Annotated in this window: 22 protein-coding genes; 7 read left to right on the top strand and 15 right to left on the bottom strand. The window is 71.5% G+C overall.

Translation table 11 applies throughout. The features are described 5' to 3' along the window. Window positions 1-107: 107 nt before the first annotated feature. Entirely contained in the window at window positions 108-389 is a 282-nt protein-coding gene (locus AC2XR2_RS31680) for an acylphosphatase (protein WP_057616505.1), read from the bottom strand. Between the two features lie 172 nt (window positions 390-561). Here AC2XR2_RS31680 and AC2XR2_RS31675 point away from each other — a divergent pair, with 172 nt between their 5' ends. Then, window positions 562-1,665, top strand: a complete 1,104-nt coding sequence (locus tag AC2XR2_RS31675; protein ID WP_381298665.1) for a CAP domain-containing protein — start codon at window positions 562-564, stop codon at window positions 1,663-1,665. Between the two features lie 108 nt (window positions 1,666-1,773). Then, window positions 1,774-2,175 (top strand): winged helix-turn-helix transcriptional regulator, encoded by a 402-nt coding sequence (locus tag AC2XR2_RS31670; RefSeq protein ID WP_491516906.1) that lies wholly within the window; start codon window positions 1,774-1,776, stop codon window positions 2,173-2,175. On the opposite strand, the gene mutM is transcribed toward AC2XR2_RS31670, so the two are convergent. The 8 genes from mutM to recG all read right to left on the bottom strand — a co-directional run bounded on the left by mutM (window position 2,148) and on the right by recG (window position 9,428). Further along, window positions 2,148-3,008 (bottom strand): bifunctional DNA-formamidopyrimidine glycosylase/DNA-(apurinic or apyrimidinic site) lyase, encoded by an 861-nt coding sequence (gene mutM / locus AC2XR2_RS31665; protein WP_491516905.1) that lies wholly within the window; start codon window positions 3,006-3,008, stop codon window positions 2,148-2,150. The genes AC2XR2_RS31670 and mutM overlap by 28 nt on opposite strands. A 149-nt stretch (window positions 3,009-3,157) precedes the next feature. Continuing rightward, window positions 3,158-3,973, bottom strand: a complete 816-nt coding sequence (gene rnc, locus AC2XR2_RS31660; RefSeq protein ID WP_381298669.1) for a ribonuclease III — start codon at window positions 3,971-3,973, stop codon at window positions 3,158-3,160. 19 nt (window positions 3,974-3,992) lie between these two features. After that, window positions 3,993-4,166: a 50S ribosomal protein L32 gene (rpmF, locus tag AC2XR2_RS31655; RefSeq protein ID WP_006139588.1), complete on the bottom strand. Its 174-nt coding sequence runs from the start codon at window positions 4,164-4,166 to the stop codon at window positions 3,993-3,995. A gap of 2 nt (window positions 4,167-4,168) precedes the next feature. After that, window positions 4,169-4,819: a YceD family protein gene (locus AC2XR2_RS31650; RefSeq protein WP_020138734.1), complete on the bottom strand. Its 651-nt coding sequence runs from the start codon at window positions 4,817-4,819 to the stop codon at window positions 4,169-4,171. A gap of 143 nt (window positions 4,820-4,962) precedes the next feature. Beyond that, complete coding sequence (locus tag AC2XR2_RS31645) at window positions 4,963-6,021, bottom strand: F0F1 ATP synthase subunit B family protein (RefSeq protein ID WP_330264230.1); 1,059 nt, start codon at window positions 6,019-6,021, stop codon at window positions 4,963-4,965. 57 nt (window positions 6,022-6,078) lie between these two features. Continuing rightward, window positions 6,079-6,558 carry a pantetheine-phosphate adenylyltransferase gene (coaD, locus tag AC2XR2_RS31640; RefSeq protein WP_020138732.1) on the bottom strand — a complete coding sequence of 160 codons (480 nt, stop codon included), beginning with the start codon at window positions 6,556-6,558 and terminating at the stop codon, window positions 6,079-6,081. A gap of 26 nt (window positions 6,559-6,584) precedes the next feature. After that, window positions 6,585-7,187 (bottom strand): 16S rRNA (guanine(966)-N(2))-methyltransferase RsmD, encoded by a 603-nt coding sequence (gene rsmD, locus AC2XR2_RS31635; protein WP_330264231.1) that lies wholly within the window; start codon window positions 7,185-7,187, stop codon window positions 6,585-6,587. 39 nt (window positions 7,188-7,226) lie between these two features. After that, window positions 7,227-9,428, bottom strand: a complete 2,202-nt coding sequence (gene recG, locus AC2XR2_RS31630) for an ATP-dependent DNA helicase RecG (RefSeq protein ID WP_491516904.1) — start codon at window positions 9,426-9,428, stop codon at window positions 7,227-7,229. Window positions 9,429-9,595: 167 nt separating this feature from the next. Here recG and AC2XR2_RS31625 point away from each other — a divergent pair, with 167 nt between their 5' ends. Together AC2XR2_RS31625 and AC2XR2_RS31620 are read left to right on the top strand one after the other, a co-directional pair. Continuing rightward, on the top strand, window positions 9,596-11,422 hold the full coding sequence (locus AC2XR2_RS31625; RefSeq protein ID WP_381298679.1) for an HSP90 family protein: 1,827 nt from the start codon (window positions 9,596-9,598) through the stop codon (window positions 11,420-11,422). Then, window positions 11,422-14,547: a tetratricopeptide repeat protein gene (locus AC2XR2_RS31620; protein ID WP_491516903.1), complete on the top strand. Its 3,126-nt coding sequence runs from the start codon at window positions 11,422-11,424 to the stop codon at window positions 14,545-14,547. Before AC2XR2_RS31625 ends, AC2XR2_RS31620 begins: the two co-directional genes overlap by 1 nt. A gap of 27 nt (window positions 14,548-14,574) precedes the next feature. Here AC2XR2_RS31620 and AC2XR2_RS31615 read toward each other — a convergent pair whose 3' ends face one another. Continuing rightward, complete coding sequence (locus AC2XR2_RS31615) at window positions 14,575-16,311, bottom strand: DAK2 domain-containing protein (RefSeq protein WP_491518538.1); 1,737 nt, start codon at window positions 16,309-16,311, stop codon at window positions 14,575-14,577. A gap of 257 nt (window positions 16,312-16,568) precedes the next feature. Here AC2XR2_RS31615 and rpmB point away from each other — a divergent pair, with 257 nt between their 5' ends. Then, window positions 16,569-16,754, top strand: a complete 186-nt coding sequence (gene rpmB / locus AC2XR2_RS31610) for a 50S ribosomal protein L28 (protein ID WP_330264235.1) — start codon at window positions 16,569-16,571, stop codon at window positions 16,752-16,754. Window positions 16,755-16,862: 108 nt separating this feature from the next. On the opposite strand, the gene thiD is transcribed toward rpmB, so the two are convergent. Together thiD and AC2XR2_RS31600 are read right to left on the bottom strand one after the other, a co-directional pair. Beyond that, on the bottom strand, window positions 16,863-17,678 hold the full coding sequence (gene thiD / locus AC2XR2_RS31605) for a bifunctional hydroxymethylpyrimidine kinase/phosphomethylpyrimidine kinase (protein ID WP_491516902.1): 816 nt from the start codon (window positions 17,676-17,678) through the stop codon (window positions 16,863-16,865). Then, complete coding sequence (locus AC2XR2_RS31600; protein ID WP_123763312.1) at window positions 17,675-18,643, bottom strand: thiamine-phosphate kinase; 969 nt, start codon at window positions 18,641-18,643, stop codon at window positions 17,675-17,677. Before AC2XR2_RS31600 ends, thiD begins: the two co-directional genes overlap by 4 nt. A 206-nt stretch (window positions 18,644-18,849) precedes the next feature. Here AC2XR2_RS31600 and AC2XR2_RS31595 point away from each other — a divergent pair, with 206 nt between their 5' ends. After that, window positions 18,850-19,083, top strand: coding sequence for an Lrp/AsnC family transcriptional regulator (locus AC2XR2_RS31595; RefSeq protein ID WP_003997603.1), 234 nt, complete (start codon window positions 18,850-18,852; stop codon window positions 19,081-19,083). Window positions 19,084-19,103: 20 nt separating this feature from the next. Then, window positions 19,104-19,586 (top strand): DUF3515 domain-containing protein, encoded by a 483-nt coding sequence (locus AC2XR2_RS31590; RefSeq protein ID WP_381298685.1) that lies wholly within the window; start codon window positions 19,104-19,106, stop codon window positions 19,584-19,586. Between the two features lie 37 nt (window positions 19,587-19,623). Here AC2XR2_RS31590 and AC2XR2_RS31585 read toward each other — a convergent pair whose 3' ends face one another. The 3 genes from AC2XR2_RS31585 to AC2XR2_RS31575 form a co-directional block, all read right to left on the bottom strand. Next, window positions 19,624-20,781, bottom strand: a complete 1,158-nt coding sequence (locus AC2XR2_RS31585) for a D-alanine--D-alanine ligase family protein (protein WP_330264238.1) — start codon at window positions 20,779-20,781, stop codon at window positions 19,624-19,626. A gap of 82 nt (window positions 20,782-20,863) precedes the next feature. Continuing rightward, complete coding sequence (locus AC2XR2_RS31580; protein WP_381298687.1) at window positions 20,864-21,874, bottom strand: NAD(P)H-dependent glycerol-3-phosphate dehydrogenase; 1,011 nt, start codon at window positions 21,872-21,874, stop codon at window positions 20,864-20,866. Next, window positions 21,871-22,635, bottom strand: a complete 765-nt coding sequence (locus AC2XR2_RS31575) for a lysophospholipid acyltransferase family protein (RefSeq protein WP_356458724.1) — start codon at window positions 22,633-22,635, stop codon at window positions 21,871-21,873. Before AC2XR2_RS31575 ends, AC2XR2_RS31580 begins: the two co-directional genes overlap by 4 nt. Between the last annotated feature and the right edge of the window lie 30 nt (window positions 22,636-22,665).

The following is a 22,665-nucleotide window of genomic DNA, read 5'->3' as shown; positions in this document are numbered from 1 at the left end:
GCCTGCCACGGCACACGCTTCTTGGCAACCACCAGCACCTTTCCGCTGCGGGCAGGTGCCGGCGGCAGGTCCCTCCGCTTCCGCCCGGGTCGTTTTACAGAAACGGCTCACCGGATGGCGAAGCCGTCGTAACCCCCGCGAGGTGTGTCCCAGATCTCGGTGACGCCGTCCACGCGGCCGGGCGTGTCGTCACCCAGGAGCCAGTCCAGGAGTCCTTGGCAGCCCTTGCGCGGTCCTTCCGCGACCACTTGGACGCGTCCGTCGTCCAAATTGAGAGCAAAACCACTCAGGCCGCCGATCTCGAGGGCCTTGGCCCGGGTGAACCAGCGGAAACCCACACCTTGGACGCGTCCGCGCACCCAGGCGACCAGTCGTACATCCTCGCTCATGGGTGCAACCTAACCGGCCAATGTCTCTCCGGACACTCCTTCCCCTGGCGCCATGCGGTACTGTCCGCTGCCAATGAATCTCATACGAAACTCACTCGATCGTGTGGGTTTTGTGACTTTGGTTGACCGGGGGGACGCGTCGACCTCAAGAACAGACGAGGAAGGCAAGGACATGGGACGCCACCGACGCTCCGCCGCCGGCCGCGCCGCCACGGGCCGCGCCACGGGGGTCACAGAGACGTACAGCTCCCACAGGAGCGGCTTCGACCCGCAGGACTCGTACCAATTCGCCCCGCAGGACTCCTACGACTTCGCCTCGGTGGGCACCACCACCTACCTGAGCCAGGAGCCCGACCCGTACGCGCGCAGTGACGCCTACCTGTTCGCGTCCGAGGAGGAGTACGCGCTGTACCGGGGCGAGGGCTACACGCCCGCCGACGGACCCCGGCGAGGCGGCTCGCACCGCCGGCGCAAGAGGAACCTCGTGACGCCGGTCAAGACCGGTCTGCTCGGGGTCTCCGCGGCCGTCGCGATCGGCACGGTCGCCGTCGCCACCGGTGTGGTGCCCGGCCTGGACAACTACAAGATCGGCGGCAGCAGCAACACCGGCGGCGATGTGCAGGCCGCCGGGTCGCCCACCAACTCGCCCGCCGAGCAGGGCGGCACCTCGGGCAGCGCCGCCGAGAGCCGCGAGGACGGCAGCTCCACGAGCCGCGACGCCGAGCGCTCCGCCTCCCCCTCGCCGGCCCCGTCCACCTCGACGGCCGCGCCGACCGAGAAGCCGACGGAGAAGAAGCCCGAGGCCACCACACCGAGCAAGAAGCCGAAGCCTAACCCTCCGCAGAAGGAGAAGGAGCCGGCGAAGAAGGAGACCGCCGCGCCGGTGGAGGTCTCCACGGAGGCCGCGGCCGCCGCCGAGGTCCTCCAGCTCGTGAACGTCGAGCGGGCCAAGGTCGGGTGCAGCCCGGTCTCCGCCAACAGCGCGCTGGCCGACCTGGCCGCGGACTTCAGCAAGGCCATGGCCGACCAGGGCTTCTTCGACCACACCGACCCGAGCGGCGCCTCCCCCTGGGACCGGGCCGCGCAGGCCGGGATCACCAGCCTCGGCGGCGAGAACATCGCCCGGGGTCAGTCCGACCCGGCCGCGGTCATGGAAGCCTGGATGAACAGCCCCGGCCACAAGGCCAACATCCTCAACTGCGACTTCAAGACGCTGGGCGTGGGTGTGGTCTTCGGCTCCGGCGGCCCCTGGTGGACGCAGGACTTCGGGTACTGACGGAGTCGGCCCCCAGACCGCACGGCTTGCGGATCACGGGGTGCGGCTTGCGGGTTGCACTAACTCATGGTTAGTGCAACCCGTGGGTTAGCGCTGTACGCTTGCGATATGGACACCACGCAGCAGCCCCTGGAGGCGCAGGACCTCCCGTACGACGTGTTCGCCAAGGCCTGCCCCTCGCGCGGCACCCTGGAGCACGTGACGGGCCGCTGGGGCGCGCTCACCCTCGGCGCCCTGTACCAGGGCTCGCTGCGCTTCAACGAGCTGCGCCGCCGGGTCGACGGTGTGAGCGAGAAGATGCTCTCCCAGACGCTCCAGGCGCTGGAGCGGGACGGCCTGGTGCACCGCGACGCCCAGCCCACCAACCCGCCCCGGGTCGACTACGAGCTGACCCCGCTGGGCCATGAGCTCGCCGAGCGCCTCCTGGGCCTCATCCACTTCGTGGAGGGCCGCATGGACGACGTCCTGGCCGCCCGCGAACGCTACGACGTGACCCGCGGCGCCCGCTGACACCTCGGGCAGAAGTAGCTGGACCGGTTCATCCAGGGCCGTCGGCGCATCGGCGTACCGCACCGCTTGCAGGGCAGCCCCTCGCGGCCGTACGCGTCGAGGGACCGGTCGAAGTACCCCGACTCACCGTTCACGTTGACGTACAGGCTGTCGAAGCTGGTGCCGCCGACCTCCAGGGCCGCGTTCATCACGTCCCTCACGTGGCCGAGGAGTTCGGCCGTGCGCGGGCGCGTGAAGCCCGCGGTCGGGCGCTCGTAGTGGATGCGGGAGCGCCAAAGGGCCTCGTCCGCATAGATGTTGCCGACCCCGCTGATCAACGACTGGTCCAGCAGGGCCCGTTTGATGGTGGAGCGCTTGCGGCGCAGGGCCTGGTGGAAGGCGTCGTCGTCGAAGAGCGGGTCGAGCGGGTCGCGGGCGATGTGCGCGATGACGTCGGGCAGCCCGTCGGGGGTGTTGTCGTGCAACGACAGCCCGCCGAAGGTGCGTTGGTCCACGAAGCGCAGCTCGGTGTCGACCTCGTCGGCGAACCTGACACGGATCCTGAGGTGCTTCTCGTCGGGCGCCGCGTGCGGCTGCACCAGCAGCTGACCGCTCATGCCGAGATGCGCCAGGACCGACTGGTCGGTGTCCTCCAGCGGCAGCCACAGGTATTTGCCGCGCCGGCTCGGGGTGCCCACGCGGTGCCCCTTGAGCCGGAACGCGAAGTCGTCGGCGCCGGCCAGGTGGCGTCGTACCGCACGCGGGTGCAGCACCTCGGCCTCGGCGACCGTCCGGTGGGCGACCCACCGCTCCAGACCGCGCCGTACGACCTCGACCTCGGGCAACTCGGGCATGGGGCTCCCCCGTCACGGACCGGTGTATGAGCCGAGCGCCCGCCCCGGTGTACCGGGACAGGCGCTCGGCTGCGCTGTGCTTCCGGACGCGCTCTCTCCAAGGCGCCGGACGCTGTGCTTCCAGACGTCCGACGCGCTGTTTCCAGGCGTCAGGCGGAGACGGACGACGGACCCTCGTCGTCGTCCTCGGAGGCTTCGACTGCTTCGGCGACTTCGGCAGCCTTCGCCGCCGCCTTGGCGCGCTCGTCCGCGGCGGCCCGGATGGACCTCCAGGCGGATTCCGCGGCCTGCTGCTCCGCCTCCTTCTTGCTGCGGCCGGTGCCGGTGCCGTACGAGACGCCTCCGACGCGGGCGGCAGCAGTGAAGGTCTTCTCGTGGTCGGGGCCGGTCTCCGTGACCAGGTACTCGGGCACGCCGAGTCCTTCGGTCGCGGTGAGCTCCTGGAGACTGGTCTTCCAGTCCAGGCCGGCTCCGAGGTTGGAGGACTTCTCGATCAACGGGTCGAAGAGCCGGTGGACGAGCTCGCTCGCCGCATCGAGACCCTGGTCGAGATAGACCGCGCCGATCACCGCTTCCAGGGTGTCGGCGAGGATGGATGCCTTGTCCCGGCCGCCTGTGCCCTCTTCACCACGGCCGAGCCGGATGAAGGAACCCAGGTCGAGCCCACGGCCGACCTCCGCCAGCGCGCGCGAGTTGACCACCGCGGCCCGCAACTTGGCCAACTGGCCTTCGGGCAGGTCGGGGTGGGTGGTGTACAGCGTGTCCGTGACCACGAGCCCCAGCACGGAGTCCCCGAGGAACTCCAGGCGCTCGTTGGTCGGCAGACCGCCGTTCTCGTACGCGTAGGACCGGTGGGTCAGCGCACGCACCAGAAGGGCGGACTCGAGTTTGTACCCGAGCCGCCCTTCCAACAGCGTGTGGGACGAGGCCTGGTTGTCGCCCGAGTTCTTCTTCGGAGTGGACACAGTGCCTCTCACCAGCCGCTCAGACCTCGAGGACCTGGCGCTTGTTGTAGGTGCCACAAGCGGGGCACGCGATGTGCTGCAGCTTGGGCTCGTGGCAGCGCTCGCACGCAACCAGGGTGGGGACCGCAGCCTTCCACTGCGACCGGCGGTGGCGCGTGTTGCTGCGCGACATCTTCCGCTTCGGAACAGCCACGGCTACTTCTCCTGCTTCTCGTCGACGCCCGCTTCCGCGTCAGCGCCGCTCATCTCGTCCTTCTCGCCGTCTTCGAGTGAACCGGCGAGTCCCTGCAAAGCCGCCCAACGGATGTCGACGGCGTCGTGGTGGTGGTCCGGGTCGTCCGTGAGCCGCGCTCCGCACTCGGAGCACAGGCCCAGACAGTCGTCCTGGCACACCGGCTGCATCGGCAGTGCGAGCACCACCGCATCACGCAGCACGGGTTCGAGGTCGAACAGGCCGTCCTCGATGAAGAGCCTGTCCTCGTCTTCCTCGGCGTCGTCGGCCGGTTCCGCCTTCACGCGGCCACGGTCGTCGGCGTCAGGGTACGAGAACATCTCCTGGAAGTCCGCTTCGAGCGCAAGCTCCAGCGGCTCCAGACACCTTACGCACTCCCCCTTGGCCTGTGCACGGGCGGTGCCTGTGACAAGCACCCCTTCCATGACCGACTCCAGGCGGAGTTCGAGCTCGACCGGGGCGCCTTCCGGCACTCCGATCACTCCCTGGATCCCGAGATCCTTGGGGGCGTCGATCTCGCGGGTCAGGCGCTGCAGCGCGCCAGGACGCCGCCCCAGCTCGTGTGTGTCGAACACAAGAGGGTTGCGGTGGTCGAGGCGCGCGTTGGGAGCCATTCCTGCTTTCGATCTTCGAGCTCAGAGGGACGCCGCCCTTCGGTGTTCCCGGGCAGCGTTGATCGCGGACGTACGCGCGACCGAAGAGCCAGGATACTGGACCTTTCGCTCACGGCCCAATCCGGTGGTCCCTCACGGGTTCGTCACTGGCCGCGGCCCTGCTCGTACGCCCTCAGCTGCTCCGGCGTGATCATGCCGGTGTCGAAGAGGCTCGTCTCGTCCAGGGCGTAGGACTGGTGGGCCTGCTGGGGCTGCTGGGCCTGGTTCGGGTCGTAGGCCGGCTGCTGCTGGTCGTAGCCCTGGTAGGCGTACGGATCGGCCTGCTGGTAGCCGTACGGGTCCTGCTGGGCGTACGGATCGGGCTGCTGCTGGTAGCCCGCGTAGGCCTCGCTCTGCTGCTGGTAGCCGTACGCCGCCTGCTGGGCGTAGTCCTGCTGCTCGGCCGCGGCGGCCGCCGCCTGGGCCACTGCCTGGCTGTCGCGCTCGGCGAGGGCGGCGAGGTCGGCCAGGTAGTCGGCGTCGCTGGAGTGCTGGACGGTGGACAGGTCGTCGGCGAGGGCGCCGAGGTCGTCCGTGGCGATACGGCCGTGCAGCTTCTGGCGGCCGCGGCCGACCGCCTCCAGGGTCTTGGCGAGGACCGCCTCGAAGGCGCCGAGCTTGGCGTCGACGTAGGAGTCGGCGTCCTTGCGCAGGGTCTCGGGGTCGTGACTGCGCTCGGGGGCGTCCTCGTCCTCGTAGCCGTTCTCGTCGAGGCCGGGGCCTGTGCCGAGGAGCTTCTCGCGGCCGCGGCCGACCGAGCCGAGGGTCTTGGTGAGGACGACCTCGAAGTTGGCGAGCTTGGAGTCGACGTAGTCGTCGGCCTCGGCGCGGACCTCCTCGGCCTCCCGGCGGGCTTCTTCCAGGATCCGGTCGGCCTCGGCCTGGGAGCGGCGGGCGACCTCGGTGTCGGAGATCAGCGAGCCGCGTTCGGCGTGTGCCTGCCCGATGATCCGCTCGGCCTCCTGGCGGGCCTGCTCGACCATCTGCTCGCGGTCGCCGATCAGCTCCTGGGCCTGCGCGAGGGAACCGGGCAGGGCCTGGCGCACCTCCTCCAGCAGCGCGAGCAGTTCGGCGCGGTTGACCATCACCGAGGCCGACATCGGCATCGACCGGGCGCCGGAGACCGTGGCCACGATCTCGTCGAGCTTCTTCTGCACGTCCACCTGTGCTCGCCACTCTCTACAGCTGTGTTGGAGACGGACGGGACGACTGTAGCCCCATCAGCCTTTGCGGAGGCGCTCGTTCAGCGCTTCCAGGACCCTCGGGGGTACCAGGTGGGAGACGTCTCCGCCCCAGGTCGCGACCTCCTTGACGAGCGAGGAGGAGAGGAAGCTGTAGGTGGGGTTGGTGGGCACGAAGAGGGTCTCGACACCGCTGAGGCCGTTGTTCATCTGGGCCATCTGGAGCTCGTAGTCGAAGTCGCTGACCGCGCGCAGGCCCTTGACGATGGCCGGGATGTCGCGCTCCTTGCAGTAGTCGACGAGGAGGCCGTGGAACGCCTCCACGATCACGTTGCCGTACTCGGCGGTGACCTCGCGGATCAGGTCGATCCGCTCGTCGATCTCGAAGAGGCCCTTCTTGGACTTGTTGATCATCACCGCGACGTAGACCTCGTCGTACAGCCTGGAGGCGCGGGAGATGATGTCGAGATGTCCGTTGGTGATCGGGTCGAACGACCCGGGACAGACGGCGCGGCGCACTTGAGATCCCTCGCTCTCCGGTCCGGTCATCGTGCGTCTTCGCACGTAGAGGCGTTGTCGCCCATGGCGGCGCGACCGTACCAAAACGTTCCCTCGCCGTAGCGACGGGCCTTGACCGCCTCGAAACCGGGCGGCCAGACGAATTCGCCCCCTCTGGTACTGCGCTCCACGGTGACCAGGGCCTCGGGCGCTAGCCAGTGTTCGGCGCGGAGTGTGAGGAGTATCTCCCGAAGATCGTGATCTGTGACTCGGTAGGGCGGGTCGAGGAAGACGATGTCGTACGGCTGTGCCGGCGCCGGTTGTTGAATGATCTGTTCCGCTTTGCCCGCCCGTACCTCGGCGCCGGGGAGGCCGAGGCTCTTGACGTTCTCCCGGATCGTGCGGGCGGCTCGTGCGTCGGCCTCGACCAGGAGGGTGTGGCTCGCGCCGCGGGAGAGGGCTTCGAGGCCGACGGCGCCCGACCCGGCGTAGAGGTCGAGGACCCGTTCACCGGACAGGGGGCCGCCGAGCAGGGACTGCCAGGTGGAGAGGAGACCTTCGCGGGCGCGGTCGGAGGTCGGACGGGTGCCGTTTCCCGGCGGGACGGCCAGGCGGCGTCCGCCGGCCCTGCCCGCGATCACGCGCGTCATCTTCGGTCCTTGTTCGGGGGCGGTTACGGGTCCAGTTTCTCAGCCCTTCTCCAGGTACTGCTCCCTCTCCTCGTCCAGGAGCGCGTCCAGGGCCGTGCGCAGGCCGGGCAGGGCCGTCAGCTCCGGGTCTGCCTCCACCACCGCCGTCGCCTCCTCCCTCGCCTCCGCGATGATCTCCTCGTCCTCGATCACGGCGAGGACCCTGAGCGAGGTGCGGGCGCCCGACTGGGCCTGGCCCAGGACGTCGCCCTCCCTGCGCTGTTCCAGGTCGATGCGGGAGAGTTCGAAGCCGTCCAGGGTCGAGGCGACCGCGTTCAGGCGCTGGCGGGCCGGGCTGGCCTCCGGCATCTCGGTGACCAGGAGGCACAGGCCCGCCGCCGAGCCCCGGCCGACGCGGCCGCGCAGCTGGTGGAGCTGGGAGACGCCGAAGCGGTCGGCGTCCATGATGACCATCGCGGTGGCGTTGGGGACGTTGACGCCGACCTCGATGACCGTGGTGGCGACGAGGACATGGGTCTCGCCGGCGGCGAAGCGGCGCATGACCGCGTCCTTGTCGTCGGGGTGCATCCGGCCGTGCAGGACCTCGACCGCGAGACCTCGCAGCGGGCCCTTGGCGAGCTGGTCAGCGATCTCCAGGACCGCGAGCGGGGGCCGCTTCTCGGCCTCGTCCTCGGCGGACTTCCTGGCCTTCTTGGGGTCGTCCTCCTCGTCGCCGATGCGGGGGCAGACGACGTAGGCCTGGTGGCCGTTCTCGACCTCCTCGCGGACCCGCTCCCAGGCGCGGCTCAGGAAGTGGGGCTTGTCGGTGGCGGGGACGACATGGCTGGCGATCGGGGAGCGGCCGGCCGGGAGCTGGTCCAGGACGGAGGTCTCCAGATCGCCGAAGACCGTCATCGCGACGGTGCGCGGGATGGGGGTGGCCGTCATGACGAGGAGGTGGGGCGGTTGTTTGCCCTTGCCGCGCAGGGCGTCCCGCTGTTCGACCCCGAACCGGTGCTGTTCGTCGACCACGACCAGGCCCAGGTCATGGAACTGCACCTTGTCCTCGATCAGCGCGTGCGTGCCGATCACGATCCCCGCCTCGCCGGTGACCAGGTCCAGCATCGCCTGCCGGCGCGCGGCCGTCCCCATGGACCCGGTGAGCAGCACGACCTTGGTGGCGTGCTCGGCCCCGCCCAGCATGCCGCCCTCGGCGAGCTCCCCCATCATCTCGACGACGGAACGGTGGTGCTGCTGGGCGAGCACTTCGGTGGGCGCGAGCATCGCGGCCTGCCCACCCGCGTCGACGACGGCGAGCATGGCGCGCAGGGCCACCATCGTCTTTCCGCTGCCGACCTCTCCCTGGAGAAGCCGGTGCATCGGGTGGTCCGTGGCCAGGTCGTCGAAGATCTCCTTGGAGACCTTCTGCTGGCCGTCGGTGAGGGTGAAGGGCAGGCGGTCGTCGAAGGCGGCGAGGAGGCCGTCCGGAGCGGGTTTGCGCGGGACCGCGGGGAGTTGGGCGTCCGCGTGGCGGCGGCGGGCCAGGGCCACCTGGAGGACGAAGGCCTCGTCCCACTTGAGGCGGGCGTGGGCGTCGGCGATGTCGGCCTTGGTGTGCGGGCGGTGGATCTTGAGCAGGGCTTCGGGGAGGGTGACCAGGCCCCGGCCCTCGCGCAGGGACTCCGGGAGCGGGTCGAGCGCCTCCTGGGCACTGGGCAGGACCGTCTGGATCGCCTTGCCGATCTTCCAGGACTCCAGTTTGGCGGTGGCGGGGTAGATGGGGATCAGGGCGCCGGCCCAGGTCTCGACGGATTCCTCGGCGTCGCCGCGCAGCAACTCGTAAGCCGGGTGGGCCAGTTGAAGGCGGCGGTTGAACAGGGAGACCTTGCCGGCGAACATCGCGCGGGTGCCCGGCAGGAGTTCCTTGTGGGGCTTGTGGACGCCGCTGCCGAAGAAGACCAGTTGGAGGCGGCCACTGCCGTCCGTGATGGTGACCTCCAGACGCTGGCCCTTGCCGCGCGGCGCCTTGGCGGAGGCGAAGCTGTGCAGGCGGGCGTCGGCGACCTGGGCGACCACGGTGACGTGTTCGTCCAGGGGGAGGTCGGCGAGGTGGGTCAGCTGCCCCCGCTCCTCGTATCTGCGCGGGTAGTGGTGCAGGAGGTCGCCGACGGAGTGCAGGCCGAGATGCTCGGCCATCACCTTCGCGGTGGCGGGGCCGAGCACCTTCTTCAGTGGTTCTTCCAGTGCGGGCACGAGATCCATTGCACACCACGCCACTGACATTGCCGTATACGTCCTGGGAAACCCCTGGTCAGGCGGCTGGTTGGGGCTTAGGATGACGCGCTCCGGCCATCCCCCGCGGTCACCGCCCCACCCGGGACCGCCCGACCCCGCGCCGCCCGAACGTTCCCCCCACCGGCGCTGCGACGATGGATTCCCAGACCTCACAGACACCCCAGGTACCTCAGCAACCTCATACGTTCCAGGTCGACCTGCGCGGTCTGGTGGACCTCCTCTCCCATCACCTCTACTCCAGCCCCAAGGTCTACCTGCGTGAGCTGCTCCAGAACGCGGTGGACGCCATCACGGCCCGGCGGGCCGAGCAGCCGGACGCCCCGGCCAGAGTGCGGCTGTACGCCGAGGAGGGCGCCCTGCGGGTCGAGGACTCCGGGGTCGGGCTCACCGAGGCGGACGTGCACAGCCTGCTGGCCACCATCGGGCGCAGTTCCAAGCGGGCCGAGGGACTTCAGGAGGCGCGCTCGGACTTCCTCGGGCAGTTCGGCATCGGCCTGCTCGCCTGTTTCGTGGTCGCCGAGCGGATCCGCGTGGTCAGCCGCAGCGCCCGTACACCGGACGCCCCGCCCGTGGAGTGGACGGCGAGCGACGACGGTTCGTACCGGGTGCGGACGCTGCCCCCGGACGCCCGTCCGGAGCCGGGGACGACCGTGTACCTGGTCGCCCGCGCGGGCGCCGGCGAGTGGCTCGCACCCGGGCGCGTCCTCCAGCTCGCGCGGGACTTCGGCTCGCTGCTGCCGTACGACGTCCGGGTCGGCGAGGAGGCGGTCACCGATCTGCCCGCGCCCTGGGACCGCCCGTACCCCTCTCCGGCCAACCGCAGGGTGGCCCTGGCCCGGCACTGCCACGACCTGTTCGGCTTCACCCCGCTGGACTCGATCGAGCTGAACGTTCCGCTCGCCGGGGTCCGGGGCGTCGCGTACGTCCTTCCCTCCGCCGTCAGCCCTGCCCAGCGGGCCACCCATCGCGTGCATCTCAAGGGCATGCTGCTGACCGAGCGGGCCGAACAGCTGCTGCCGGACTGGGCGTTCTTCGTGCGCTGCGTCCTGGACACCGACAGCCTGCGGCCCACGGCCTCGCGCGAGTCGCTGTACGAGGACGAGACGCTGGCCGCCGTGCGGGACGCGCTCGGCGAGCGGATCCGGTCCTGGCTGACGGGCCTGGCCGCCGGGGACCCGGAGCGGCTCGCGGCCTTCCTGTCCGTGCACCACCTGGGCGTGAAGTCGCTCGCGCGGCACGACCGGGAGATGCTGCGCACGATGCTGCCCTGGCTGCCGTTCGAGACGACCGACGGACGGCTGTCCCTGGAGGAGTTCGCCCAGCGGCACCCGGTGGTCCACTTCACGCGGACCGTCGAGGAGTACCGGCAGGTCGCGCCGATCGCCTCCGCGCAGGGCGTCGGGGTGGTCAACGGCGGTTACACGTACGACAGCGACCTGGTCGAGGCGCTGCCCTCGGTGCGGCCGGGGACGGTCGTCACCGAGCTGGACGCGGACACCGTCACCGCCCACATGGACCTGGTCGACCCGGTGGAGGAACTGGCGCTGTCCGGTTTCCTCGCCGCCGCGCGGGCCAGGCTCGACCCGCTGGGGTGCGATGTCGTCCTGCGCGCCTTCCGGCCGCTGTCCGTGCCCGCGCTGCACCTGGACGACCGGGACGCCCGGCACGAGCAGGCGCGGGCGGACGCCGAGGAGCAGGCCGACGACCTGTGGGCGGGCATCCTCGGCTCGCTGCGCGGGAGCGCCCCGCGCGCGCGTCTCGTGCTGAACCATCTCAACCCCCTGGTACGGCGGATCGGTTCGCTCGGCGATCCGGAACTGATCGGCACCGCCACCGAGTCCCTGTACGGGCAGGCGCTGCTGATGGCCCAGCGCCCGCTCAGGCCCGCGGACTCGGCGCTGCTGAACCGGGCCTTCATCGGCCTCCTGGAGTGGGCCACGAACGGCGAGGAGGGCCCCTGATGAGCGGGATCGACGGACTCGGCGGGATCACCGACCTCGACGCGCTGCGCCGGGCGATGGCGGAGAACTCCGAGGAGCCGGAGGGCCCGGCCCGCAACGCGCGCGCGGAGCAGCTGCTCGCCGAGGCCGAGAAGCTGAACGTCCCGCTCGCGGTGATCGAGGCGCTCGGACACCAGCTGAAGGTCTACAACTACAGCTCCGAGAAGGCCAAGATGTTCGTGCCCTTCGCGCGGCTGCTGCGCATGTGGGACGAGCGCCCCGAGGACTTCGACGAGTACGAGACGCACTCGCTGCACTGGGTCTTCAAGTGGATGACGGCCGGCATGCTCGACCAGCCGCACATCCCGCTGGCCGCCATGGAGAAGTGGCTCGGCGAGATGGAGCACCGCTACCGGCTGGCGGGACACTCCGAACGGGCCGTGCGCAGCGCCGAGTACAGCGTGGCCGCGCACATCGGGGACCTGGCGCGGGCCGAGCGCGCCTACGCCGCGTGGCTGGCCGCGGACCGGGACGGCATGGCCGACTGCCACGCCTGCGAGCTGCACGAACAGGGCTGGTGGCAGGCGCAGCGCGGGAGCGACGAGGAGGCGCTGGAGCTGTGGGCGCCGGTCCTGGCGGGCGAGTTCACCTGCGCCCACGAGCCGCACGCGGCCCTCGCCTCTTCCCTGCTGCCGCTGCTGCGGCTGGGGCGCCTGGAGGAGGCGCGCGCCAACCACCTGCGGGGCTTCCGGCTCGTACGGTCCATGGAGAGCATGCGGGGCGCCTACGCCGACCACGTGGAGTTCTGCGCGCTCAGCGGCAACGAGGCGCGGGGCCTGGAGCTGCTCGCGGAGCGTCCCGCGTACTTCACGGACGACGGTCATCCGCGCAGCAGGCTGGACTTCATGGCCGTGGTGACGCTGCTCATGGACCGTCTGGTCGAGCTCGGTCCGGCCGACCGGCCGGTGCCGGGGCCGTCGGGCCGGTCCTGGACAGCCGCGGAACTCGCCGCCCACGCGCGCGAGGAGGCCCTCGCGCTGGCCGCCCGCTTCGACGAGCGCAACGGCACGACGCATGTCAGCGAGCGGGCACGCGCGCGGATGGCACAGCGGCCGCTGGTGGAACGCCTGCCGCTCGGGGTACGGGCGGTCCGGACGGTCGCCGCTCCCCCGGTGGCGCCCCCGGCCCCCGTGGCCGCCCAGGAGCCCGAACTCCCCGCGCTGATCGCCGAGGCCCGGCGGTTGTCGGACACCCTCCAGCCGAACGCCGTGGAGGCGTGGGCGGCGGTCGCGCGGGCCGCACAGGGTGTCGAGCTGGACCCGCGCGACCGCGCGGAGATGGCCGACCACGAGGCGATGGACCGGGGCGCCGAGGGGGTGGAACTGTTCGAGCGGGCCGCCGAGCTGTACGCGCGGGCGGGCGACCCCGGCGAGGCACTCGCCGCACACGCGCGTGCCGCGTACGTACGGGCGCTGGACGGCGAGGTGGACGAAGCCCTCACAGCCGTCGCCGGGCCGTACGACGAGATCCTCGCGCTCTACGCGGCGGACGGCACCGGCGTACGGCAGACCGCGTCGGTGGTGATGTCCCGGGCACGGATCCTGATGCGCAGGGTGCAGGAGACCGGGGAGGACGAGGCCCGCTCCGAGGCCGAGGGGGCCGTGCGGGAGGTGCTCGCCCTCGTGGAAGGGCGCACCGGGGACGACGTACGGCTCGCCGCGCGCGTGGCCGAGGCGCGGGCGATGCTGGCGGAACTGGCCGCGCGGGCCGGGGACGTGGAGGCGGCCGCCGAGCTGTTCGCACGGGCCGCGGCGGGATTCGTGGACGCGGGTCTGCCCTGGTTCGCGGTGGAGTACGAGGCCCGGCTGGCCGGGCTGCTCCACCACCTGGGCGACCTGGCCGGGACCGAGCGGGCGCTGCGCGCGGCCCTGGAGCACGGCGGGCCGCATCTGGAGCCGGTGGGACAGGCCCAGCTGCGGCTCCAGCTCGCCGAGGTCGTCGGGGGCCGGGGACTCGCCGAGGAGGCCGCCGAGCACGCCCTGGAGGCCGCGCACTGGGCCGACGAGGCCGGGGAGGGCCCCACCCTCGGGGCCTGGGCCCGGCACCAGCTGGGCGGCTACCTGGTGCGGCTCGGGCGGTGGGCCGAGGCGGCGGAGGTACTGGAGTCGGCACTGCCCGACCTGAGCGCCGAGACACACGGCGACGGGGTGGTCGTCCAGACACAGTGGTGGCTCGGCGACTGCCTGAGCGAGCTGGGTGAGCACCGGGAGGCGGCCGAACGGCGTCTCCAGGCCGCCGAGACCGCCCGGCACTGGCCCGAGCAGCACGACCACGCGACGCTCGCCCACCTTGCCGCCGAGTCCCTCGGGGCCGCGGGTCTGCCGGCCGAGGCGGACCGGGCGTACGCGCGCGCGGGTGGCCTGTGGCGCGAGCTCGGCAATGTGCACGGCCTGATCCGCTCCCTGCGGGCCCGCGCGTGGCTCGCGCTGCGGGCCGAGGACGGGGCGGACACGGCACGGGAGTTGATGGCGGAGGCGGTCCGGGAGGGCGAGGCCGCGCTGGGCGCCGCCGACACCGACGAGGAGGCGCGGCTCCGGCTGGTCGGCGAACTCGGGCACACCCACCGGCAGTTCAGTGACCTGTTGGCCCGTTCCGTGCCCGAGGACGCCGAGGACGAGGCGATCCAGGCGGTTCTGGAGGAGGCGCTGGACCAGGTGGCCGAGTCGATCGTGCTCTTCGCCTCGCTCGGCGACGCCGCCCTGGACGCCCGCACCGGCGCGGAACTCGCGGCCGGCTGGCTGGCGGCGGACCTGAGCCGCCCGGCGGAGGCAGCGGCACGCGCGCGGGCGGTGCTGGCTGCTTACGGGGCCGGGGACGGGGACGGGGACGGGGGTGGCGGTGGGGAGGACGACGGGACGGCACGGTTGCGTCGCGACGCCGACGACGGGACGCAACAGGCCCGTCGCGACGCCGACGACGCAACGGCACAGGACCGTCGTACCGCCGACGACGGGACGGAACAGACCCGTCGCGACGCGAGCGGTGGGACGAAACCCGACCGTCGCGACGCTGACGACGCAACGGCACAGGCCCGTCGCGCCGAAGCCGAGCAGATGCTCGCGCTCATGGAGGAGCAGGAGGGCTGACCCCCAGGGCCCACGGGCCCGCCCGCCCTACTCGACCCCGATGAGCAGCAGGGCCCCCTGTCGACCGCCCCGGTACACCACCGTGTCCACGGCGAGGTACGACTCCCGCACCCGTGTCTCCAGGTGGTCGGCGACGGCCTCGGGGGCCTCGTCGCCGAGAACGAGGGTGACCAGTTCGCCGCCGGCCGAGAGCATGCGGTCGAGGACGCCCTCGGCGGTGGCGGTGACGTCCGAGCCGATCACGGCCACGTCCCCGTCGATGAGGCCGAGGACGTCACCGGCCTGGCAGATGCCGGCCATGGTCCAGGACTGGCGTTCCGCGACGACGACCTCGGCATGGCGGGTCGCGCCGGCCGCCGAGGTCATCTGCACGACGTCCTCGTCGAACCGGCGCTCCGGCTCGTGCACGGCGAGCGCCGCGATGCCCTGGACGGCGGAGCGGGTCGGGATCAGCGCGACCCGGATGCCCTCCGCGCGGGCCTGCTCGGCCGCCGCGGCCGCGGTGTGGCGCAGGTCGGCGTCGTTGGGCAGCAGCACCACCTCGCGCGCGTGGGCCCGCCGTACGGCCTCCACGAGCTCTCCGCTCGCGGGCGGCTCCCCGGGGCGGGCGAGCACGGTGGTCGCGCCGGCCTCGGTGTACAGCCCCGCCAGGCCCTCGCCGGGCACGACGGCGACGACGGCCCGCTGGGCGCGCTCGCGGGGCGGCCGTTCGGCGCCGGTGGTGTGGACGTCGCCGACGCCGAAGTGGGTGATCCGTATCCGGTACGGCCGACCGGCCTCGACACCCGCCTCCACGGCGGCGCCCGCGTCGTCGACGTGCACATGGACGTTCCACAGTCCGTCGCCGCCGACCACGACGAGGGAGTCCCCGAGCCCGTCGAGCCGCTCCCGCAGCCGCGCCACGGCGGTGTCGTCGGCCTCCAGGAGGTAGATCACCTCGAAGGCGGGGCCACCGGTGTCCGGGCCGTCGGCGCACTCTTCCAGGGAGGCCACGGGACCTTCGGGGGGGATCCGGGACACGTCCGCGGAGGTCTCGGGGGACGTCACGGCCGTACCGCCCGCCACGCGCGCGTGCTGCATGTCGGCCGCCACCGGAACCGCCCTGGGCGCCTCCCCCGTGAACGTCTCCACCAGGGCCGCCAGTACCGCCACCAGCCCGCGCCCGCCGGCGTCCACCACTCCCGCCCGTTCCAGGACGGCCAGCTGGCCGGGGGTCGCGGCGAGGGCGGCGCGGGCTCCGTCGTAGGCGGCCCGGGCGACCGTCCCGCAGTCCCCCTCCGCCCGGCCGGCCGCGTCGGCGGCGGCCGAGGCGACCGTGAGGACCGTGCCCTCGACGGGGTGGGCGACGGCCTGGCGGGCGGAGTCCGCGGCGTGCCGCAGGGCGAGCCGGAGTCCCTCGCCGTCCGTGTGAGGCGTCTCACTGTCGGCGGCCAGCACCTGGGCCATGCCCCGCAGCAGCTGGGCGAGGATCGTGCCGGAGTTGCCGCGGGCGCCTATGAGGGCTCCGTGCGCCATCGCGCGCGCGGCGTCGGCGAGTGCGGGTTTCCCCTGGTCATGGGCGTCGTGGGCCTCGAAGACGGCCTCCACGGCCGCGGCCGCGGACTCCGCGGTCAGGTACAGGTTGGTGCCGGTGTCCCCGTCGGCGACCGGGTAGACGTTGATCGCGTCGATCTCCTCGCGCGCCCGGCCCAGCGCCCGCAGCGCGAGACCGCACCAGGTGCGCACCGCGAGAGCATCGAAGAATGTCTGCGGCACCTGCGCCACCTGCGCCTCCTCGGGCTGCTGGACTGGACGCAGCGTAGACCCCGGGCGGGCGTCCGCCGGAAGAGGGCCGGGAGCGAGGGCCTGATCAGCCATGGTAGTTTCGTTCTACTGGCGCAGTCGTTGTATGCTGCTCCGGTTGCCCGATCCCGATCGGGCCATTCCCCTGGCAGCGCCACTCAGATCTTTGATCCTGCGATCTCGATCCCGGCCCGCCCGGGATCCCACCGTAAGTGCATCTGAAGTCTTTGGAGTGACCCGTGGCTGCCAACTGCGACGTCTGTGGCAAGGGGCCGGGCTTCGGCAACAGCGTGTCCTTCTCGCACCGCCGTACGTCCCGTCGCTGGAACCCGAACATCCAGCACGTCCGTACCGTGATCGGCGGGACGCCTAAGCGCCTGAACGTCTGCACCTCGTGCATCAAGGCCGGCAAGGTCCAGCGCTGACGCCCAGCTGAAGCGCGCGGCCACTGCTGGTTCGCTGCAGAGCCGGTCCACCGCAAGGTGGGCCGGCTTTTTGCTGTGCCCACCACGCCGATGTGACCGGCGTCAGCGTCAGGCCGCCGGCGCCCCCGGCGTGAGATCCCGGTCCAGCGCCCAGCCGTGATCCACCGGTCCGATCCCGCCACCCAGCGCGAAGCCGGACGCGATCGCGCCGGTGACGTAGTCCTTCGCGTCCGCCACCGCCTCCGGCACGGACCGGCCCTTCGCGAGCTGGGAGGCGATCGCGGAGGCGAGGGTGCACCCCGTGCCGTGCGTGTGGCGGTTGTCGTGGCGGGGCGCGCGCAGCCAGTGCTCCTCGGAGCCGTCGGTGAGCAGGTCGACGGCGTCACCGGGAAGATGGCCGCCCTTGATGAGCACCCAGGCCGGTCCGTACGCCAGGACGGCGTCCGCCGCCTCCCGCATCCGGGACTCCGACTCCACCTGCACGCCGGTGAGTTGGGCCACCTCGTCGAGGTTCGGGGTGGCGACGGTGGCCACCGGGAGCAGCTTTCGCCGCACGGACTCCAGGGCGGACGAGGCCAGCAGGGAGTCCCCGTGCTTGGAGACGCCGACCGGGTCGACCACGGCCGGGACACCGGTCTCGCCGAGCAACTCGGCCACCGTCTCGACGAGTTCGGCCGAGGCGAGCATCCCGGTCTTGACGGCCTGGACGCCGATGTCGTCCACGACACTGCGGTACTGGGCCCGCACCGCCTCCACCGGCAGCTCCCAAGCCCCCTGTACGCCACGGGAGTTCTGCGCGGTCACGGCGGTGACGACACTCATGCCGTGCACGCCGAGCGCGAGCATGGTCTTCAGGTCGGCCTGGATCCCGGCGCCGCCGCCGGAGTCGGAGCCCGCCACCGTGAGCACGAGGGGCGGCCTCACGACTCGATGTCCTCGCCGAAGTGGTCCCAGCCGCCCTTGCTGGTCCAGGGCGCCCCGTCGACCGTCACCTGGGGCAGCGCCGAGGGGTTGAGGACCTCGCCGATCACCTTCCAGCGGGCCGGCAGCTTCACGTCCGGCGAGAAGGTGGCCACGATCGCGTGGTCCTCTCCCCCGGTCAGCACCCACTGGATGGGGTCGACCCCGACGGCCTGCCCGATGTCGTTCATCTGCGAGGGGATGTCGATCGCGCCGGAGCGCACGTCGATGCGGACCTTGCTGGCCTCGGCGATGTGCCCGAGGTCGGCGATCAGTCCGTCGCTCACGTCGCACATCGCGGTCGCGCCGAGCGCCGCGGCGGCGGGGCCCGCGTGGTACGGCGGCTCGGGGCGCCGGTGCGCCTCCACGAACGCGCGGGGCGAGCGGAAGCCCCGGGAGAGCACCGCGTACCCGGCCGCGGACCAGCCCAGCCAGCCGGTCACCGCGACGAGGTCGCCGGGCTGGGCGCCGGCCCGGGTGACGGGCTCCTGGCCCCGCAGATCGCCGAGGGCGGTGATGGAGACCATGATCGTGTCTCCCCGTACGACGTCTCCGCCGACCACCGAGGCGCCGGCGACCTGGCACTCGTCGCGCAGGCCGTCCATGAGCTCCGAGGGCCAGGTGACGGGGAGTTCGGCGGGCACGACCAGGCCGAGCAGCAGGGCGGTGGGCACCGCGCCCATGGCGGCGATGTCCGCGAGGTTCTGCGCGGCGGCCTTGCGGCCCACGTCGTAGGCCGTGGACCAGTCGCGGCGGAAGTGCCGGCCCTCCAGAAGGATGTCAGTGCTCGCCACGACCCGGCGGTCGGGCGCGGCGACCACCGCGGCGTCGTCGCCGGGGCCCACCCGGACCGCCGGGGTGGTGGTGAGACGGGAGGTGAGCTCCCTGATGAGCCCGAACTCCCCGAGCTCACCAACAGTGCCCTTCATGGCCCTTACGCCCCTTCTGTGCCGTGCCGTGCCCGGTCGCGCGTCATCAGTGTCCTCGATACGGTCGAGGGGACCGTGAACTTCTGTCGTGTCCGCACCCCGGCGCGGGCGTCCACGCCCCCGCGGGTCTCCCCGCGGCGAGCGACGACGCGATACCGTGGCGTTCCTTTTCCCCACATGATCCTCGTGGCCGCCCTGGAGGTTCCGTGGTACAGGCGTACATCCTGATCCAGACGGAGGTCGGCAAGGCGTCGACCGTCGCCGAGACGATCAGCAAGATTCCTGGGGTCATCCAGGCCGAGGACGTGACAGGACCGTATGACGTGATCGTCCGCGCACAAGCCGACACCGTAGACGACCTGGGCCGGATGGTGGTCGCGAAGGTCCAGCAGGTGGACGGCATCACCCGCACCCTGACCTGCCCGGTGGTCCATCTGTAGCCCCCGTCTACCCTTGGCCGGTGATTGATTTCCGTCGCCGGCTCATCGGCCTGCCCGCGCTTCTCACGCTGATCACCATTACGGGCTGCTCCTCAGCAGACGACGGCGCCCGGGCCGCGGTTCCCAGCCCGGGCACGGAAGTCACCGAGCTGTGCGAGAACCTCGACAAGGCGCTGCCGTCCAAGGTCGACGGTCAGGATCGCCGGGACCCCGAGCCGGCATCCGCGCTGACCGCGGGCTGGGGTGACCCGGCGATCATACTGCGGTGCGGTGTACAGCGGCCCGCGAAGATGGACGACCCGGAGGCCGACGGTGTGGAGGTCAACGGGGTGGGGTGGCTGCTGGAGAAGCAGGACGACGGGTCGTTCCGTCTCACCACGACCCTGCGCAAGGCGTACGTCGAGGTGACGATCCCCGAGAAGCGCACCGGAAACGGCCTGGCACCCCTCGTGGACCTGGCGCCCGGCATAAAGAAGGCGATCCCCGAGGGGATCGCCGACTGACCACCGACCCGCCGGCCGACGCAGGCCCGCCCACCGGCTACCGAAGGCCCGTGGACCTGCGCAGCGCCGCCTGGATCAGCAGGTCCACCAGCTCCGGGTAGCTGATCCCGCTCTTCTCCCACATCTGCGGGTACATCGAGATCGGTGTGAAGCCGGGGAGCGTGTTGATCTCGTTGATCACGAACTCGCCGTCCTCGGTGAGGAAGAAGTCCGCGCGGACCAGACCCTCACAGGAGGCCGCGTCGAAGGCGTCGACCGCGAGCTTCTGGACCTCGGCCGTCTCCTCGGGCGTGAGCGGCGCCGGCACGATCCCGGGGGTCGAGTCGATGTACTTCGCCTCGAAGTCGTAGTACGCGTGCTCCTGCGGCGGCGGGATCTCGGCCGGGACCGAGGCGCGCGGGCCGTCCTCGAACTCCAGGACACCGCACTCGATCTCGCGGCCCCGCAGCGCCGCCTCGACGAGGACCTTCGGGTCGTGGCTCTGCGCCTCGGCGATCGCCTCGTCCAGCCCGGAGAGGTCGTCGACCTTGGTGATGCCGATCGACGAGCCCGCGCGCGCGGGCTTCACGAAGAGCGGCCAGCCGTGCTCGCCCGCGAAGTCGACGATCTTCTTGCGGGCGGCGGACTCGTCCCGCTCCCACTCGCGCGGCCGGATCACCACGTACGGGCCGACCTTGAGTCCGAAGGAGGTGAACACCCGCTTCATGTACTCCTTGTCCTGCCCGACGGCCGAGGCGAGCACACCGCAGCCGACGTACGGGACCCCGGAGAGCTCCAGGAGGCCCTGGAGGGTGCCGTCCTCGCCGTAGGGGCCGTGCAGGACGGGGAAGACGACGTCGACCTCACCGAGCGCCTTGGGCACCGATCCGGGCTCGCTGTAGACGACTTCGCGGTTGGCGGGGTCGACGGGGAGCACCACCCCGCCCTCGTGCGACTCGGCGAGCTCGGTGACGTTCGGCGTACGGCGCTCGGTGATCGCCATGCGGTCCGGTTCGTCGGCGGTGAGGGCCCAACGGCCGTCCTGGGTGATGCCGATCGGCAGGACGTCGTACTTCGTCCGGTCGATGGCCTTGAGGACGGCGCCGGCGGTGACCACGGAGATCCCGTGTTCGGAGCTGCGCCCGCCGAACACGACGGCCACGCGCGGCTTGCGAGGCGGCTGCTCAGGGCTCTGGGGGAGGTTCTCGGTGCTCATATCGCGTTGAGAGTACCCGTTGGTAGTGCCCCGATACAGCGTCCGCCCCGGTGGCGGACGAGGCGAACGGCGAGGTCGTAGCTCAGTGTCGCTCGGGCTTCGCGCTGCGCGACATCAGCTCCTTGACGGCGACCACCGGGGACTTGCCCTCGTGCACGATGCCGACGACGGTCTCGGTGATCGGCATGTCGACGCCGTGCCTGCGGGCCAGATCCAGCACGGACTCACAGGACTTGACACCCTCGGCGGTCTGCTTGGTGACCGCGATGGTCTCCTGCAGGGTCATGCCCTTGCCGAGGTTGGTGCCGAAGGTGTGGTTGCGCGACAGCGGCGAGGAGCAGGTCGCCACCAGGTCGCCGAGACCGGCGAGTCCGGAGAAGGTGAGGGGGTCCGCGCCCATCGCGAGGCCCAGCCGGGTCGTCTCCGCCAGACCGCGCGTGATGAGCGAGCCCTTGGCGTTGTCGCCCAGTCCCATGCCGTCCGCGATGCCGACGGCGAGGCCGATGACGTTCTTCACGGCGCCGCCGAGTTCGCAGCCCACCACGTCGGTGTTGGTGTACGGGCGGAAGTACGGCGTGTGGCAGGAGGCCTGGAGCCGCCTGGCGACCGCCTCGTCGGTGCAGGCGACCACGGCGGCGGCCGGCATCCGGGCGGCGATCTCCCGCGCGAGGTTGGGCCCGGTGACCACGGCGATCCGGGCCTGTCCCACCTTGGCGACGTCCTCGATCACCTCGCTCATCCGCATGGCCGAGCCGAGTTCGACGCCCTTCATGAGGGAGACGAGGACGGTGTCGGGCGCGAGCAGCGGGGTCCACTCGGCGAGGTTGGCGCGCAGGGTCTGCGAGGGGATCGCGAGGACGGTCAACTCGGCGTCGCGCGCGGCCTCGGCGGCGTCCGCCGTGGCCCTCAGGTTCTCCGGGAGTTCGACACCGGGGAGGTAGTCCGGGTTGGTGCGGGTGGAGTTGACCGCGTCCGCGAGCTCGGGGCGGCGCGCCCACAGGGTGACCTCGCACCCCGCGTCGGCGAGCACCATGCCGAAGGCGGTACCCCATGAACCGGTGCCGAAGACGGCCGCCTTGACGGGCTTGCTCACTTGCTCTTCTCCCCCTCGTGGCCGCTCTGGGCCTGGCTCCGGCGCCGCTGCTCGATCCGCTCGCGGCGCGGGTCGTACGCGGTCGCGGGTGCCTTCTCGCCGCGGATGATCTCCAGCTGGGCGGTGATGGCGGCCATGATGACCTCGGTGGCCTCCTTCAGGAGGTCCTGGGTCATGTCCTTGTCGTAGAAGCGCGTGAGGTCCACGGGCGGGCCCGCGAGGACGTGGTGCGTCTTGCGCGGGAAGAGGTGGAGCTTCTTGGCGTACGGCGGCAGCACCTCGTTGGCGCCCCACTGCGCGACCGGGACGACCGGGCACTTGGTCTGCAGGGCCACGCGCGCGGCGCCGGTCTTGCCGGTCATGGGCCACTGGTTCGGGTCGCGGGTGATGGTGCCCTCGGGGTAGAACGCGACGCACTCACCGCGCTCCACGGCGTCGATCGCGGCCCGGAAAGCGCTCAGCGCGTCCGTGCTCTCGCGATAGACGGGGATCTGTCCGGTGCCGCGCATGACGGCGCCGACGAATCCCTTCTTGAAAAGACCGGCCTTCGCCAGGAATCGCGGAACGCGCCCGGTGTTGTACTGAAAGTGCGCGTACGCGAAGGGGTCGATGTGCGAATTGTGGTTGACCGCGGTGATAAATCCGCCGTCGGCCGGAATGTTCTCCAATCCGCGCCAGTCCCGCTTGATCAGAACCACGAGCGGCGGTTTGGCGATCACCGCTGCCAAGCGGTACCAGAAGCCGATTCTGCGGCGGGGCACGCGGACACCTTCCTCTAGGGCCTGGGGGGC

The sequence above is a fragment of the Streptomyces sp. LS-MS-L19 genome (genome assembly GCF_058382285.1).
This window is presented reverse-complemented; position numbering and strand designations above follow the sequence as displayed.

Coding starts and splice junctions, on each gene's coding strand:
- rsmD (WP_330264231.1), bottom strand. CDS start 7,187: ATGACGCGCGTGATCGCGGGCAGGGCCGGCGGACGCCGCCTGGCCGTC.
- mutM (WP_491516905.1), bottom strand. CDS start 3,008: ATGCCCGAGTTGCCCGAGGTCGAGGTCGTACGGCGCGGTCTGGAGCGG.
- AC2XR2_RS31675 (WP_381298665.1), top strand. CDS start 562: ATGGGACGCCACCGACGCTCCGCCGCCGGCCGCGCCGCCACGGGCCGC.
- AC2XR2_RS31585 (WP_330264238.1), bottom strand. CDS start 20,781: ATGAGCACCGAGAACCTCCCCCAGAGCCCTGAGCAGCCGCCTCGCAAG.
- AC2XR2_RS31680 (WP_057616505.1), bottom strand. CDS start 389: ATGAGCGAGGATGTACGACTGGTCGCCTGGGTGCGCGGACGCGTCCAA.
- AC2XR2_RS31650 (WP_020138734.1), bottom strand. CDS start 4,819: ATGGCTCCCAACGCGCGCCTCGACCACCGCAACCCTCTTGTGTTCGAC.
- AC2XR2_RS31670 (WP_491516906.1), top strand. CDS start 1,774: ATGGACACCACGCAGCAGCCCCTGGAGGCGCAGGACCTCCCGTACGAC.
- AC2XR2_RS31600 (WP_123763312.1), bottom strand. CDS start 18,643: ATGAAGGGCACTGTTGGTGAGCTCGGGGAGTTCGGGCTCATCAGGGAG.
- recG (WP_491516904.1), bottom strand. CDS start 9,428: ATGGATCTCGTGCCCGCACTGGAAGAACCACTGAAGAAGGTGCTCGGC.
- AC2XR2_RS31620 (WP_491516903.1), top strand. CDS start 11,422: ATGAGCGGGATCGACGGACTCGGCGGGATCACCGACCTCGACGCGCTG.
- AC2XR2_RS31625 (WP_381298679.1), top strand. CDS start 9,596: ATGGATTCCCAGACCTCACAGACACCCCAGGTACCTCAGCAACCTCAT.